This window comes from Streptomyces sp. NPDC058086, assembly GCF_042885015.1.
Lineage (GTDB): Bacteria > Actinomycetota > Actinomycetes > Streptomycetales > Streptomycetaceae > Streptomyces.
The window spans coordinates 92,020-107,070 of record NZ_JBHVST010000002.1 but is presented as its reverse complement, the minus strand read 5'-3'; the positions used below and the strand labels follow the sequence as shown (position 1 = coordinate 107,070).

Here is a 15,051-nt window from a genome sequence, read left to right as displayed (position 1 = left end):
CTTGGCCCACAACCAAGCACTCTGCTAGGCGGGGCTGCGCTCATTTGGTATCTGCGCTGCTACTCATACCTAATTAGGCGGGGGCCGCGGCCGGTACGACCGCCCGGCGCCCCACACGTACGAGAGGAACTACAGGGCCACGCCCAGGAGGGCGTCCACGGCGCGCGAGACGACGCCGGGGGCGCCCTCGTCCGTACCGCCCGTCTCACGCTGGAGCGCCGCCCAGCGGTCGACCGCGGCGAGCGCGGCCGGTGCGTCCAGGTCGTTCGCGAGGGCCTCGCGGATCTCCTCGACCAGCGCCTCGGCGGACGGCCCGTCGGGACGCGACACCGCCGCCCGCCAGTTCTCCACACGGGCGACCGCGTCCGTGAGGACGGTGTCCGTCCACTCCCAGTCGGCGCGGTAGTGGTGCGCGAGGAGCGCGAGGCGGATGGCGGCCGGGTCGACGCCGTCGCGCCGGAGCTTCGACACGAAGACGAGGTTGCCCCTGGACTTCGACATCTTCTCGCCGTCGAGGGCGACCATGCCGGCGTGCACGTACGCCTTGGCCATCGGGAACTCGCCGGTGAGCACCTGGGCGTGCGAGGCGCCCATCTCGTGGTGCGGGAAGGCGAGGTCGGAGCCGCCGCCCTGGACGTCGAAGCCCATACCGAGGTGGTCGAGGGCGATGGCGACGCACTCGATGTGCCAGCCGGGCCGGCCGCGGCCGAGCGAGCCCCCGTCCCAGCTGGGCTCCCCCTCCCGCGCCGCCATCCAGAGCATCGGGTCGAGCGGGTTCTTCTTGCCCGGACGGTCCGGGTCGCCGCCCCGCTCGGCGGAGAGCAGGCGCATGGCGGCGGCGTCCAGGTTGGACACCTTGCCGAAGTTGGGGTCGGACTCGACGGAGAAGTAGACGTCCCCTTCGAGCTCGTACGCCGCGCCCGCGTCCCGCAGCCGCTCGACGAGCGGCACGATGCCGGGTATCGCCTCGACGGCGCCTATGTAGTGCCGCGGCGGCAGCATCCGCAGGGCGGTCATGTCCTCACGGAAGAGGGCGGTCTCCTTCTCGGCGAGTCCTACCCAGTCGACGCCGTCGCGCTCCGCCCGCTCAAGGAGCGGGTCGTCGACGTCGGTCACGTTCTGGACGTAGTGAACCTGCCGCTTGGTGTCGAGCCACACGCGCTGCACGAGGTCGAACGCGTTGTAGGTCGCCGCGTGACCCATGTGGGTCGCGTCGTACGGCGTGATGCCGCAGACGTAGATACGGGCGACGGGACCGGGGTCGAGTACGACGAGGCCGCCGGTCGCGGTGTCGTGGATCTGGAGGTCGCGGCCCTCACCAGGCAGGGCGGGGACCTCAGAAGCGGGCCAGGCATGCATGTCATGAGCCTAACCGGACGGAACTTCCGTATACGAACCGGACCAGCCCTGATGACGCGGAAGGCCCTCTTGCGCAACGCCCGACGGTGTGCGTCACCGGGTCCTACGGGGGTGAGGCCGCCGTACGACGGCACAGCCCACCGCCCACGGCCACCCGCCGAGGCGGGCGCGCGCCGCCGACGACGACGGTCCGCCCCCTCACATGCGCCGTGAGCGCGAGCCGCCGGGCCCGCTCCCCGCCCCACGCGTCTGTGCGCCGCCAGAGCCTGCTACGCGCGAGGCAGCGGGTCTCGCGGCCACCGGCCGCGGCCTGCGGGCGCGGCTGCGGGCGCGGCTGCGGGCGCGGCTGCGGGCGCGCACCACCAAAACCGGCGCCCCACGTCCCACACGTGCGCCACACCACACCCACGGCTGCCGCCCCCGGCGACGCGGACACCGCGAACTCGGCCCGGTTGGCGTACCCGGTGCGAGGTGAGCCCGGCCCTCGGACGGTCGAGGGTGTTCACACCGGTGGCCAGGGGATCGCCGGCCACTCCCCGCTCGGCTCCGGGTGTTTCCCCGAGGCGAGCATCGCCTCGACACGCGCGCGTGTGGCGTCGATCTCGGCGGTGGTGATGAGTTCGGCCAACCGGGTGGCGAGCGGCGCGCCCGGCGTCAGGCCGTCCCGCAGGGAGGCGAGGACCTCGACGGCCTCCGGCGTCAGCGACTCCCCCGCCCAGCCCCACAGCAGCGTGCGCAGCTTGTTCTCGGCGTTGAAGGTGACCCCGTGGTCGATGCCGTACAACCGCCCCTCACCCGCGGGCAGCAGATGGCCGCCCTTGCGGTCGGCGTTGTTGATCACGGCGTCGAGCACGGCGAGGCGTCGCAGCCGGACGTCGTCGGCGTGCACGAGCAGCGCCGTCTCCCCCTCGCCGACCTCGGCGAAGCCGATCGCCTTCCAGCCCGCCTCGGGCTCCTCGGCCTCGACCAGGGCCAGCAGCCCGTCCCCGTCGGCCTCGGGCAGGGCCTCGACCCACAGCTGGCACATGCCCTCGCCGTAGGGCCCGTCGCGCAGCACGGTGGTGGGTACCAGACCCCAGCCCGTGGCCTCGGAGACCTCGTACGCGGCCACCTCACGCTGGGCGAGGGTCCCGTCGGGGAAGTCCCACAGGGGCCGCTCCCCGGCGACCGGTTTGTAGACGCAGAACGCGTCCCGGCCCTCGTACGAAACGGAGCAGTACAGCACCGCGTTCGAGGCCTCACGGATCCGTCCGCGCACCTTCAGCTCGCCCAGGGCGAGCAGCTCGGCCGTGGTCACGCTCCGCGGCGGTATCCGTTCTGGCGCGGACATACGTGTCCTTCCGGGTCGAGCGGGAGGCTGCACAGCGGGCAGGGCGGCCGGCCCGCGTTGACGACGTCGAGGGCGCGCTTGGCGAAGGCCCTTGCCTGCGCGCCGGTGAGCCGGACGCGGAGCATCGGCGGACCGTTCTCCTCGTCCTGAAGCAACCTTTCCTCGGCCTCGGCGAGGTCCTCGTCGGTGTCGGCGTCGAGTTCCACGAGGGCCTGCGCCTCGACGATCATGCGCTGTTCGTCACCGTCCCAGGCCAGCGCCATCGTGCCGACCCTGAACTCCTCCTCCACCGGGGTGTCGAGAGGAGCGGTGTCGGACACCTCGGTGGGGGCCACGGCCGGGACGGGTGCGCTGCCGCCGGTGCGCCGTACGACCTCGTCGAGGAGCTCGTCCATGCGTTCGGCGAGCGCCGCGACCTGGGTCTTCTCCAGGGCGACGCTGGTCACCCTGGGGCCTGAGGAGGCCTGCAGGAAGAAGGTACGGCGCCCGGGCAACCCGACCGTACCGGCCACGAAACGGTCCGGGGGGTCGTAGAGGAACACCTGACGGGACACGTCCTGTCTCCATTGGAATCGGCATGTGGACCGGCTGACTGCCTGGGCCCTCATCGGCTGCTGACAACTTGCTGACAACTACTGCGCTGCTTCGACCGCTTCACCCTACTGCGGCCGACGATCACGGTGCGCCCGCACCGCCCCCGACCGGGGCGTCGCCGCTGGGGGGCTCCTCGCGCGGCGCCAGGGAGGCGAGGTCGCCGGTGTCCCCGAGGCGCACAAGGAAGGGACGCAGTCGTGTGTAACGGATCGCGGTGATGGAACACGGCTCTACAGAGATCCGCTGGAAGAGGTCGAGATGAAGTCCGAGTGCGTCCGCGACGAGGGACTTGATGATGTCGCCGTGCGAGCACATGACGTAGACCGCGTCGCCGCCGTGGTCGCGCTCCACGCGCGCGTTCCACTCGCGCACCGCTTCGGCCGCCCGCGTCTGCATGGCCCGCATCGATTCTCCGCCGGGGAACGCGGCCGCGGACGGATGCGCCTGTACGACCTCCATCAGCGGCTCGTCCCTCAGCTCGGCGAGCTTGCGGCCGGACCAGTCTCCGTAGTGCGCCTCACCGATCCGCTCGTCGGTGTGCACGCGCAGCTCGGGGCGGGCGTCGAGCAGCGGCTGCACGGTCTCCTGGCAGCGCTGCAGGGGGCTGGTGACGACTTCGGAGATGGGCAGCGCAGCGAGCCGGCCGGGCAGCGCCGCGGCCTGCTGGGCGCCACGCTCGTCGAGGGCGACGCCGGGCGTCCAGCCGGCGAGCAGCCCAGCGGTGTTGGCGGTCGAACGTCCGTGCCGTACGAGAATCAGGGTGGGCATGCGGCCCAGCGTAAACGGGTGGCTCGGGGACCCGGAGGGGCCTGTGGACAACGGCGGCCGGAGTGCGGTGGCGGCCGGGCGACGGGAGAATACCCCCCGTGATCGTCGACTGCGCCATTTACCACCATGGGCGCCGGACAGAGGGCCCCGAGGACCTCTCCGACGCCCTGGAACTGGCACGCGCCGAGGGCGACGCGTTCATCTGGATCGGGCTGTACGAGCCGACGGAGCAGGAGTTCGACCTCGTCACCGAGGAGTTCAGACTGCACCCGCTGGCGGTCGAGGACGCCCTCAAGGCGCATCAGCGGCCCAAGCTGGAGATGTTCGACGATTCGCTGTTCGTGGTCCTGAAGCCGGTCGCGTACGAGGCGGAGAGCGATGTCGTCACCACCGGCGAGGTGATGGTGTTCATCGGGGACGCCTTCGTGGTGACCGTCCGGCACGGGGAGTGCTCGCCTCTCGCGCAGGTGCGCCGCCGGCTGGAGGAGGACCCCGAGATGCTGCGGCACGGGCCGACGGCGGTGCTCTACTCGATCGCCGACGCGGCGGTCGACCACTACCTGGAGGTGGCGACCGAGCTCCAGACGGACCTGGAGAAGCTGGAGGCGGAGGTCTTCTCGCCGAGCGGCGGCGGTTCACGGCACACCGCGTCCAAGATCTACACGTTCAAGCGGCAGATCCTGGAGTTCCGGCGGGCGACGGGCCCGTTGACCGTTCCGCTGACCCGGCTCTCGGGCTCGGGCACCGCCGGCGCCCCGGTGCCGTTCGTCGACGAGAAGGCGCAGCCCTTCTTCCGTGACGTCAACGACCATCTGGCCCGTGTGAACGAGTCGGTGGAGAGCCTGGACCGGCTGGTCTCGGACATCCTCTCGGCACATCTCGCGCAGATGAGCGTGCGCCAGAACGACGACATGCGGAAGATCTCGGCGTGGGCGGCCATGGCCGCGGTCCCCACGATGATCGCCGGCATCTACGGCATGAACTTCGACCACATGCCCGAGCTGCACTGGCTCTGGTCGTACCCGGCGGTGATCCTGGCGATGGTGGCACTGGAATTCCTGCTGTACCACCTCTTCAAGCGGCGGGGCTGGCTGTGACCGGCGTGCGACCAGGTGTGCGACGCGCGGAGGGTTGGCGACCGCGGGTCACGCCACCTCCGGTGCGGGCGTCGCGGGGCCGCCCAGGGCGTCGCGGTGATCCGGCATCTTCAGGGAGACCATGCGGCGCCAGCCCGCGGCGCGCTCGTAGGCGTAGACGGTGTGGATGGCCGCGGCGAGCGTCGCCGCCCTGGCCCTCGACCAGCCGAGGATGCGACCCATGTGGGCCATCACGGCGAGACTGACGTCCCGGTAGACGCGGATCTCGGCGAGCGCGCACACGCGCAGGGTCCGTTGGATGGCGCGGCCGTGTCCGTCGGACGCGAGGCGGAGCAGCTCCTCGTGGCAGTAGGCGAGGTGCCTGTCCTCGTCCTGGGAGATCATCCGGACCGCGCGACCGATGTCGGGATGGTCGGCGAAGTGCCTGCGCAGCAGCTTCATCTGCTCGGAGGCACGCTGTTCGGTGACCCTGCTGTGGGCGAGGTAGGTGACGATGTCTCGTACGGTGAGTGGCTGTTCGCTCTTCAGCTTGTCGTGGGCGAGGCCGATCCCGTGCCGTTCCAGGAGCATCGTGTAGTCGGTGTCGGCCGGGACCTCGACCGGCGTGAGGCCGCGCTTGTTCATCAGGGCGTGGAAGATCCGCCCGTGCTTGTCCTCGTCGGCGCCGTGCCGGGTGATCTTCGGGGCCAGTTCGCGTGCGCTCTGCGGGACGAGGGCGGCGATGCGGGCGTTCTCCCAGCCACCCTGCGACTCCCCGCTGGCGGCTATCGAGCAGAAGAGCCGGAACGACTCGTCGTTGTCGAGGATCTCCTGGAACAGACTCTTGGCCGAAAGCATCGATGACACCTTTCTGCAGGGTCCGCAGAAAACGAGTCAAATAGGATGCCGGGGGCCCGGCAACCGATGTGTCGGACAAATGCGCCGAACGAAGGATGACGGGACGGGCCCCGGCGCGTAACCCAGGGCACGCCCGCGCGTTGTTCTCCGTGACGGCCGTGGCGGGGAAGACCCCCCGAGCCCCCACCACGGCCGCAGAACTTCTTCCGTCCCTCCGGGGAAGGGTTCCGGCGCGTTACGCCAGACCGGCCCGCTCCAGCGCGTCCGAACCGGCGCGGAGCGAGGCGAGCCGGTCCTCCAGCGTGAAGCCGGCGGGTGACAGCGTGAGGGTGGTGACGCCCGCCGCCGCGTAGGCCTTCATCCGGTCGGCGATGCGGTCCACGGAGCCGAGCAGGGTGGTCTGGTCGATCAGCGCGTGCGGTACGGCGGCGGCCGCGCCCTCCTTGTCGCCGGACAGGTACTTGTCCTGGATCTCGGCGGCCTCCTTCTCGTACCCCATGCGCTGGGCGAGCTGGTTGTAGAAGTTCTGCTTGCGGCTGCCCATGCCGCCGACGTACAGCGCGGTGTAGGGGCGGAACATGTCGGCGAGCGCCGTCACGTCCTTGTCGGCGCCGACGGCGAGCGGCAGCGTCGGACAGACGTCGAAGCCCTCCATGGTCTTGCCGGCCTTCTCGCGGCCCGCGCGCAGATGGCGGAGCGCGGTGTCCTCCAGGTGCTCGGCCGATGGGAAGATCAGCAGGGCGCCGTCGGCGATCTCGCCGGTCTGCTCCAGGTTCTTCGGGCCGATCGCGGCGATGTACAGCGGGATGTGCTCGCGCTGCGGGTGCACCGTCAGCTTGATCGGCTTGCCCGGACCGTCCGGCAGCGGCAGCGTCCAGTGCTCACCCTCGTACGACAGCCGCTCGCGGGTCATCGCCTTGCGTACGATCTCGACGTACTCGCGGGTGCGGGCCAGCGGCTTGTCGAACTTGACGCCGTACCAGCCCTCGGAGACCTGCGGCCCGGAGACACCGAGGCCGAGGCGGAAGCGCCCGCCGGAGAGCGAGTCGAGCGTCGCGGCGGTCATCGCGGTCATCGCGGGCTGACGGGCCGGGATCTGGAAGATCGCCGAACCGACGTCGATGCGCTCGGTCTTGGCGGCGACCCAGGTGAGCACGGTGGCCGCGTCCGAGCCGTAGGCCTCGGCGGCCCAGCACACCGCGTATCCCAGTCGGTCGGCCTCCTGGGCGACGGCGAGATTGTCCGCGTCCATTCCGCCGCCCCAGTAGCCGAGGTTGATCCCGAGCTGCATGGCCGATCCCCTTACCGATCAGTAACGTCCCTTGTGCCGGAGACCCTAGCGCGCTGGTGGGCGCGGCGGCAGGAACGGGTTCAGGTCTGATCATCCAGGTTGTCCACAGGGCCCCCACGAGGCGAGTTCTGGCCAGTAATCTCGGCGTCCATGGAGCAGAGGCATCTCGGCCGTACCGGCCTGCGTGTGTCCCGGATCGGACTCGGCACCCTCACGTGGGGGCGGGACACCGACGAGCACGACGCCGCGGAGCTGTTGAAGGTGTTCTGGGAAGCGGGCGGGAACCTCGTCGACACCGCGGATGTGTACGGGGACGGGGAGTCGGAGTATCTGCTCGGACAGCTCATAGAAGGGCTCGTGCCGCGTCGCGACCTGGTCATTTCCACGAAGGCGGGCAGTGTGCCCGACCCGGACCGGCGGTTCGACGGCTCGCGCGGGCATCTCCTGTCGGCACTCGACGCCTCGCTTCAGCGCCTCGGCACGGACTACGTGGATCTGTGGCACGTCCACGCCTTCGACCCGGACACCCCGCTGGACGAGACCCTCCAGGCGCTCGACCTCGCGGTCAGCAGCGGTCGCGCGCGGTACGCGGGGGTGTCCAACTTCTGCGGCTGGCAGCTCGCCAAGGCGGCGACCTGGCAGCTGGCGGCGCCCGGGACACGGACGCGGATCGCGAGTACGCAGATGGAGTACTCCCTGCTCCAGCGCGGCGTGGAGCGGGAGGTGCTGCCCGCGGCGCTCGACCTGGGCGTGGGCCTGCTGCCGTCCTCCCCGCTCGGGCGGGGTGTGCTCACCGGGAAGTACCGGGGCGGCACACCGTCGGACTCCCGGGGCGGCTCGGAACACCTCGCGCCGTTCGTCGCGCCGTACCTGGACGACACGGCTAGCGGCATCGTGGACGCGGTGACGACGGCGGCGGACGGCCTCGCGGTCACGCCGTTGCAGGTCGCCCTCGCCTGGGTCCGCGACCGGCCCGGTGTCGCCGCACCGATCGTCGGCGCGCGCAACGCGCAGCAGCTCACGGCCGCGTTGTCAGTGGAGAGCCTTAGTCTTCCTGACGAGATCTGCCGGGCGCTCGACGACGTGTCGGCACCGGTACACCACTATCCCGATCACGACTGGAGCACGCTGTGAGCACGGAGCCCGAGACCACGGAGGAAGTGGAGCCGGGGACGCCGGGCGCGGGAGCGACCGCCGACCCGCCGACCGCGGACACGGCCGCCGACACGGACGCCGGCACGGCCACGGACGCGGCCACGGACGCGGGCACGGACGCGGGCACGGACGCCGGCACCACGCTCTCCGAGGGCGAGGGGACCACGGTCGAGGGCGGCGCGGAATCCGAAGGCGCGGCGGACGCCACAAAGCTGTCCGAGGCAGAGGCCGAGTTGGCGGCGCAGCGGCTGGAGCGGGAGCGGATCGAGCGGCGGAAGGCCGAGAAGCAGGGCCCGATCGCGGCCGGGGCCAAGCTCAGCGGGACGGCCGCCGATCTGCTCGCGGCGGTGCGGGCCGTGGAAAGCGGCGAGAAGCCCGTGGCCACCGCCTTCCGTGAGCCCGAGCCGACGCCGCGCAGAGCGGTCGCCCCGGAGCCCGTGCCGCGCCCCCAGCCGGTGACCGCCCCGGCCGAGACCTCGGCGGCCCTCGCGCCGGAAGCCGTCGCCGCCGTACGCGCCGTACTGGGCGAGGGCGGCGCACCCGACACCCTCGCACCAGGGGCCCTCGCGGCCCTCGGCGAGGGCGCGGACGACCAGTTGCGCGAGGACCCCTGGCAGTTGCTGCGGGTCGCCGGGGTGCGGCCCGAGCAGGCCGACGGGTTCGCCCGCGCGCTGCTCGGCGCGGAGTGCCGCCCGGACGACGAGCGGCGCGGGCGGGCGGTCACCGTATGGCTCCTCGAACAGGCGGCTCTCGCCGGGCACACCGCCCTCGACGCCCCGGCGCTCGCCGCCGCGCTCGCCCAGCGCGCGGTGCCGGATCCGGACGCGGCCGTGCAGAGCGCCCTCGCGGAAGGCGACGCGCTGGTCTTCCAGGACGCCCTCGACACCGCGCCCCCGGCCCAGGAGGAGGGCGCCGAGGAGTCCGAGGAGCGCCCGGTCCGTGTCCTCATCGGCCTGGAGCGGTACGCGCTGGCCGAGGAGAGCCTCGCCGACGGACTGGCCCGGGTCATGAACTCCGTACCGAAGACGGACGGCTCCGCCGACGGGTGGGAGCGGGCCGCAGCGTCGGCCACCCGCTCCGCCGCGGAGCTGATCCGGGCGGTCGCGGGCCACGGCCTGGTCCTGCACACCGGCGGTCACGCGTCCCAGGCCGAGGCGGCGGCACTGCTGCACGCCGCGCGCGGTCTCGGCCTGCGTGGCTGGGCCGCCACCCACACGCCGAGCGGCCGTGACGACTTCACGGCCCGTCCGGCGCGGTACGACCTGCCGGACGGCCCCTCGGACGGCGGCCCGTCGGGCGACGCCGGGGACGGGCCGGTCACCGGGGTCACCACCGTCGCGGGACTCCTCTCGGGCGCCGAGGGCCCGGGCCGGGACACGGACGGCGCCTTCGCCCTGGACCTCCTGGTCGTCCTGGACGCACCGCAGCTGGACGTCGAGACGGCGGCGATGCTCGCCGAATCGCTGCCGGACGGCGCGCGGCTGGTGCTGAGCGGGGACCCGGGGGTGCTGTGGTCGGCGGGGCCTGGGCGGGTCTTCGCCGATCTGCTCGCCGCCCGGGTGTGCCCGCAGGTGGCCTCGCGGACGCCGGACCCCGGCCCCGTCGGGGAGCTGGTCTCCGGGGTGGGCATCGGCGAGCTCAACCAGGTCGAGGCGCCCGGCAAGGAAGTCGTGATCGTCCCCGTGCGGGACGCCGGCGAGGCGGTGCACCGGACCGTGCAGCTGGTCGCGGACTCGGTGCCGCGCGCCATCGGCATTCCGGCCGAGCAGACGCAGGTGATCACTCCGGGGCACGGCGGCGCGGTCGGCACCCGCGCGCTGAACAGCGCGCTCAAGGAGCGGCTGAACCCGGGTCCCGGCCGTTTCGGGGGCTTCGACCCCGGGGACCGCGTCGCCCACTCCCCCGCTCCGGGCCGTACGGCGGTGGGACACGTGGTGAAGGCCGACGCCGACGGGCTGCACCTGGAGTGCTCGGGTCTGCCCGTCGTCGTACCGAAGGAGCGGGTGGAGCAGTCCGTGCGGCACGGCTGGGCGCTCACGGCGCACCAGGCGGTCGGTCTGCGCTGGCCCGCCGCGGTCGTGGTGCTCCCCGGTGACGCAGCGGCGGCCCTGAACAGGCCCTGGGTCTACACGGCCTTCGGCCGTGCCGAGCGCCATCTGTCCGTGGTCCACGGGGTGGAGCAGGCCCTGCAGCGGGCGGTGGCCGAGGTCCCGCAGAAGCCGCGCACCACGCGCCTGCCCGCCCTGCTCAAGGCACAGGTCCCGGCAGCGGGCTGAGCCGCCGCCCAGGGACACGGCTCCCGTACGCGGGAAGGTGGCGGCCACCGGGCTTCCGGTGACCGCCACCTTCCTGTGACGCGGTGCTCAGCTCTCCCCCGACGGGATCCTCGGGATCCTGTGCCGCTGTGCTCAGCGATCGGCGTCCAGCGGCTCCAGATCCCCGTCCTGGTCCAGCTCGGAGTCCGGGCCGAGGTCGTCCTCCAGCTCGTCGTCGTCCGACTCGTCGTCGAAGACCGCGCTGACGTCGAAGCGGCAGACCACACGCTGCGGGTCGATCGCCTCGAAGGGGGTCTCCAGCCACTCGCCGGGGTCGGCCGGTTCGTCGGCGGCCGTGACCCAGAGTGTGGAGTCGCCCTCCTCCAGACCGAACTCCTTGTGCCGGGAGGCGATCTCGTCCGGCTCGAACTCGCCGAACAGGACGCCGAGCGCCCCGTGCACCGTGCCGGACGCCGCGTCGAAGCCCGCGGCCGCGGTGGCCCCGTCCTCCTCCACGGCCTCCACCCGCTGGGCCTGTGCCAGCAGTCGCTGCGGCTCCACCACCGCGTAGTCCCGGCGGATCAGCACGCTCAGCGCGTTCGGCTCCTCGGGGCCCGTGTACGGCGGCAGCGTGTCGTCGCTGCCGGGGATCTCGAAGGGAGTGACCTCGTCGTATCGGTCGTAGAGCAGCTCGTCGTACTCCTCGGCCGCGGCGGCCAGCTCGTTGAACGCCTCGTATACAGCCGGGTCGTCATCGCCCGACCTGCGCTCGACCGCGGCCAGGTGGCGGTCGAGAGCGGTCTTGACAGCCTCGGCGGCGGCACGTACCTCGGCAGCGGTGGGCTGCACAGCATCAGACATAGTGCAGACGCTATCCGTACAGGGCCTCTGCCCGCACAATAGATGCGATGCCGGAATACGAATTTGTCGACGTGTACGTGCCGCGCGGGGTGTCCCGCAAGGAGACGACACGCCTGCTGACGGACCATGCGGAGTACGGACACTGGGAGTTGGACCGCCTCAGCCTGCACCCCGACGGCAGCCGCAAGGTGCGGCTGCGCCGGCGGATCATCCGCCAGGTGCGTGCCACGTGGTGAGCGAAAGCGGCTGAAACGGAGCGGGCCCCGCCAGTGCGGGCCCGCTCCGGTCGCTTCGCCACAGGAGATGCCTGTGGCGAAGCGATCACGCCTGCCCCGGCCCCCGTTACAGGCCCGGACTTCTCCCTGTCCTGCCGGTCTACGCGCCTGAGCGCGCCCGGCGGTAGAGCACGGCGCCCGCCAGCAGCGCGCCCGCGCCCGCCGGGATCACCGCGCCGATCGGCAGATCACTGCCGGTGTGGGCGAGCTGCGGCGTGGTGCTCTGCGGCTGGGAGACGTGCTGCGTTCCCGGGTGGTGGGGGTGGTACGAGGCGGGCGGCTTGCCCGGGGTTCCGGGGTGCCCGGGCGTACCGGGGTGTCCGGGCGTACCGGGGTGTCCGGGGTTCCCGGGCTGACCCGGGTTGCCGGGCTGACCGGGCTGGCCCGGGTGACCGGGGTGACCAGGCTGACCCGGGTGACCAGGCTGTCCCGGGTGACCAGGCTGTCCCGGGTGACCAGGCTGTCCCGGGTGACCGGGGTGACCGGGGTGACCAGGCTGACCGGGGTGACCAGGCTGACCCGGGTGACCGCCGCCGGGCGGATAGTGGGTGTGGCCGCCGTGTCCGTTCGCGCAGTCGTTGCCCATCGCCGGGTTGCCGACTCCGACGACGTTCACGCTGTTGCCGCAGGCGTTGACCGGTACGTCGATCGGCACCTGGACGTGGTTGCCGGAGCCGACGCCCGGCGAGCCACTCGCGTGCCCACCGGCGTGGGAGCCGCCCGAGTGCGAACCACCACCCCCATAGCCACCACCGTCATGGCCGCCCCCGTGCCCCCCGGCGGACGACCCACCGGCGCCGTGGTTGACGCACTTGTTGCCCACCGCCGGGTTGAGCAACCCGACGACGTTCACGGTGTTGCCGCAGACGTTGACCGGCACGTGCACCGGTGCCTGCACCGTGTTGCCCGACAGCACGCCGGGCGAGTTGGAACTGGCGCCGCTCGCACCCGAGTCGGCGTGTGCGTAGCCTCCGGTCGCGGCGAGTACGCCGGTCGCGGCCGCCACGGTCATCAGGCCCTTGCGGGTGACCTGTCGCATAGCTGAATTCCCTGCCTTAGTCCTTGGCTTGGACCCTCCGGAAAGCGCACGCATCCGTCCTGTGCGTGCGCCGAAAGCCGGTCGGCCCCGGAGCGCATGGCGCACGCTCCGGGGCCGACGGGCTCAGACCCTCATGGGGCGAGGCACAACGTCAGTTGTTGATGCAGGTGTTGCCGAAGGCGGGGTTCAGCAGCCCGATCACGGAGACCGTGTTGCCGCAGACGTTCACCGGGACGTGAACAGGCACCTGGATGACGTTGCCGGAGATGACGCCCGGGGAGTGCAGAGCGGCACCCTGGGCACCCGAGTCGGCGACAGCCAGGCCCGCACCCGCGAGAACCAGACCACCAGTGGCAGCCGCAGCAGCGACGACCTTCTTGATCATTATTCCTCCTTGTAGGCAAATGCGATCCCCAAGTAGCGGATCACATCACCTGTAACGAGGAAGAAGTACTTGAGCTACGAGCTTATGGTCCCATTCACCCGTCCCGGGCGATCTCCGCACGTACGGGCGATTGCGGGCGTCAACGCGTCATGACGCCTCGATGAAGCGGTCGAGCACACGGACGCCGAACTTCAGCGCATCCACCGGCACCCGCTCGTCGACCCCGTGGAACATGCCCGCGAAGTCCAGCTCCGGCGGCAGCTTGAGCGGGGCGAAGCCGAAGCAGCGGATGCCGAGGTCGGCGAAGGACTTGGCGTCGGTGCCGGCCGAGAGCATGTAGGGCACGGCGCGCGCGATCGGGTCCTCGGCGGACAGCGCGGTCTGCATGGCGTCGACCAGCGCCCCGTCGAAGGTGGTCTCCAGCGCCTTGTCCGCGTGCACGTCCTCACGCCTGACCCTCGGGCCGAGAATCCGGTCCAGGTCGGCGAGGAACTCCTCCTCGTACCCCGGCAGGTAACGCCCGTCGACATGCGCGCTCGCCTGCCCCGGAATCACGTTGACCTTGTATCCGGCACCGAGCTGGGTCGGGTTGGCGGTGTTCTGCAGGGAGGCGCCGATGAGCTTGGCGATACCGCCGAGCTTGGCGAGCGTCTCGTCCATGTTCTCCGGGTCGAGCTCGGTGCCGAGCGCGTCACCGAGCTCGTCGAGGAAGTGCCGCAGCGTCTTCGTCACCCGGACCGGGAACTTGTGCCGCCCGAGCCGCCCGACGGCCTCGGACAGCTCCGTGATCGCGTTGTCTTTGTGGATCATCGAACCGTGCCCGGCGGTGCCGTCCACGGTCAGCTTCATCCAGTGCATGCCCTTCTGGGCGGTCTCGACGAGGTACAGCCGCAGCTTCTCGTTGACCGTGAAGGAGAACCCGCCGACCTCGCCGATCGCCTCGGTCACGCCCTCGAAGAGGTCGGGGTGCTTGTCGACGAGGTGCCGCGCGCCCCACGTACCACCGGCCTCCTCATCGGCGAGGAACGCGAGGACGATGTCACGCGGCGGCTTGCGCCCGCTGCGCAGCCGGTCCCGGACGACCGCCAGGGTCATGGCGTCCATGTCCTTCATGTCGACCGCGCCGCGGCCCCACACCATCCCGTCCGCGATCTCGCCGGAGAAGGGGTGGTGGGTCCAGTCCGCCGCGTTGGCCGGTACGACGTCGGTGTGGCCGTGGATGAGCAGCGCGGGGCGCGAGCGGTCCTCGCCCTCGATACGGGCCACGGTCGACGCGCGCCCCTTGTGCGACTCGAAGATCTGCGGTTCGAGCCCGACCTCGGCGAGCTTCTCGGCCACGTACTCCGCGGCCTTGCGCTCACCCGGTCCGGAGTGGTCCCCGTAGTTGCTGGTGTCGATCTGGATCAGCTCGCGACAGAGGTCCACGACCTCGTCCTCGCCAGAGACGCTCCTGGCCGTGTTCGACTCGCTCACGCTGCTTCCTCCCACTGTCACTGCTGGTGGTCCCCCCTCATCCTCTCCCCCACCCCCTCCTCGCCCCAAGGCCGGACCCGGCCCGTCACACGCCGTTCACGCGGCGACGGGGTGTGACCGGGGGCCCTCGAAAGCCTGGTAATGTTTCCTCTGTCGCCGCGAGGGAAACCCCGCGCGACAGACACCTTGTCCGGGTGGCGGAATGGCAGACGCGCTAGCTTGAGGTGCTAGTGCCCTTTATCGGGCGTGGGGGTTCAAGTCCCCCCTCGGACACACAGTGGAGTTTTGGGGCGGGCCCCCACGGGCGCGGCCCCCCCCAGTACGACTTATTG

Annotated in this window: 14 protein-coding genes and 1 tRNA gene; 5 read left to right on the top strand and 10 right to left on the bottom strand. The window is 71.6% G+C overall.

The window, feature by feature from the left end:
- Positions 1-129: 129 nt before the first annotated feature.
- The 4 genes from mshC to ACFVWD_RS01990 form a co-directional block, all read right to left on the bottom strand.
- Complete coding sequence (gene mshC / locus ACFVWD_RS02005; protein ID WP_389593363.1) at positions 130-1,359, bottom strand: cysteine--1-D-myo-inosityl 2-amino-2-deoxy-alpha-D-glucopyranoside ligase; 1,230 nt, start codon at positions 1,357-1,359, stop codon at positions 130-132.
- Positions 1,360-1,861: 502 nt separating this feature from the next.
- Positions 1,862-2,689, bottom strand: a complete 828-nt coding sequence (locus ACFVWD_RS02000; protein WP_389593361.1) for an SCO1664 family protein — start codon at positions 2,687-2,689, stop codon at positions 1,862-1,864.
- Positions 2,653-3,243 carry a DUF3090 domain-containing protein gene (locus ACFVWD_RS01995; RefSeq protein WP_101406078.1) on the bottom strand — a complete coding sequence of 197 codons (591 nt, stop codon included), beginning with the start codon at positions 3,241-3,243 and terminating at the stop codon, positions 2,653-2,655. The genes ACFVWD_RS02000 and ACFVWD_RS01995 overlap by 37 nt, the downstream gene beginning before the upstream one ends.
- A 121-nt stretch (positions 3,244-3,364) precedes the next feature.
- Positions 3,365-4,051: a histidine phosphatase family protein gene (locus ACFVWD_RS01990; protein ID WP_101406077.1), complete on the bottom strand. Its 687-nt coding sequence runs from the start codon at positions 4,049-4,051 to the stop codon at positions 3,365-3,367.
- A 98-nt stretch (positions 4,052-4,149) separates the two neighbouring features.
- Between ACFVWD_RS01990 and corA the strand changes: the two genes are divergently transcribed.
- Entirely contained in the window at positions 4,150-5,148 is a 999-nt protein-coding gene (gene corA / locus ACFVWD_RS01985; protein ID WP_389593359.1) for a magnesium/cobalt transporter CorA, read from the top strand.
- Between the two features lie 48 nt (positions 5,149-5,196).
- Here corA and ACFVWD_RS01980 read toward each other — a convergent pair whose 3' ends face one another.
- Entirely contained in the window at positions 5,197-5,985 is a 789-nt protein-coding gene (locus ACFVWD_RS01980) for a ferritin-like domain-containing protein (protein WP_389593357.1), read from the bottom strand.
- Between the two features lie 235 nt (positions 5,986-6,220).
- Positions 6,221-7,276 carry an LLM class F420-dependent oxidoreductase gene (locus tag ACFVWD_RS01975; protein WP_389593355.1) on the bottom strand — a complete coding sequence of 352 codons (1,056 nt, stop codon included), beginning with the start codon at positions 7,274-7,276 and terminating at the stop codon, positions 6,221-6,223.
- A 150-nt stretch (positions 7,277-7,426) separates the two neighbouring features.
- On the opposite strand from ACFVWD_RS01975, the gene ACFVWD_RS01970 reads away from it, so the two are divergent.
- Positions 7,427-8,410: an aldo/keto reductase gene (locus ACFVWD_RS01970; protein WP_168507582.1), complete on the top strand. Its 984-nt coding sequence runs from the start codon at positions 7,427-7,429 to the stop codon at positions 8,408-8,410.
- The gene (locus tag ACFVWD_RS01965; protein ID WP_389593353.1) at positions 8,407-10,707 is read left to right on the top strand and encodes a helix-hairpin-helix domain-containing protein; all 2,301 of its coding nucleotides are present in this window, start codon (positions 8,407-8,409) and stop codon (positions 10,705-10,707) included. The genes ACFVWD_RS01970 and ACFVWD_RS01965 overlap by 4 nt, the downstream gene beginning before the upstream one ends.
- A 132-nt stretch (positions 10,708-10,839) precedes the next feature.
- Here ACFVWD_RS01965 and ACFVWD_RS01960 read toward each other — a convergent pair whose 3' ends face one another.
- Positions 10,840-11,547: a hypothetical protein gene (locus tag ACFVWD_RS01960; RefSeq protein WP_389593351.1), complete on the bottom strand. Its 708-nt coding sequence runs from the start codon at positions 11,545-11,547 to the stop codon at positions 10,840-10,842.
- Positions 11,548-11,594: 47 nt separating this feature from the next.
- Here ACFVWD_RS01960 and ACFVWD_RS01955 point away from each other — a divergent pair, with 47 nt between their 5' ends.
- Positions 11,595-11,783 (top strand): DUF5703 family protein, encoded by a 189-nt coding sequence (locus tag ACFVWD_RS01955; RefSeq protein WP_054231126.1) that lies wholly within the window; start codon positions 11,595-11,597, stop codon positions 11,781-11,783.
- Positions 11,784-11,922: 139 nt separating this feature from the next.
- Here the strand turns inward: ACFVWD_RS01955 and ACFVWD_RS01950 are convergent, their stop codons facing one another.
- The 3 genes from ACFVWD_RS01950 to ACFVWD_RS01940 all read right to left on the bottom strand — a co-directional run bounded on the left by ACFVWD_RS01950 (position 11,923) and on the right by ACFVWD_RS01940 (position 14,719).
- On the bottom strand, positions 11,923-12,861 hold the full coding sequence (locus ACFVWD_RS01950; protein WP_389593349.1) for a chaplin: 939 nt from the start codon (positions 12,859-12,861) through the stop codon (positions 11,923-11,925).
- A gap of 151 nt (positions 12,862-13,012) precedes the next feature.
- Positions 13,013-13,246 carry a chaplin ChpH gene (gene chpH, locus ACFVWD_RS01945; protein ID WP_389593347.1) on the bottom strand — a complete coding sequence of 78 codons (234 nt, stop codon included), beginning with the start codon at positions 13,244-13,246 and terminating at the stop codon, positions 13,013-13,015.
- A gap of 147 nt (positions 13,247-13,393) precedes the next feature.
- Positions 13,394-14,719, bottom strand: coding sequence for a M20/M25/M40 family metallo-hydrolase (locus ACFVWD_RS01940; RefSeq protein ID WP_389593346.1), 1,326 nt, complete (start codon positions 14,717-14,719; stop codon positions 13,394-13,396).
- 188 nt (positions 14,720-14,907) lie between these two features.
- On the opposite strand from ACFVWD_RS01940, the gene ACFVWD_RS01935 reads away from it, so the two are divergent.
- Positions 14,908-14,992 (top strand) — tRNA-Leu (locus tag ACFVWD_RS01935).
- Positions 14,993-15,051 lie beyond the last annotated feature (59 nt).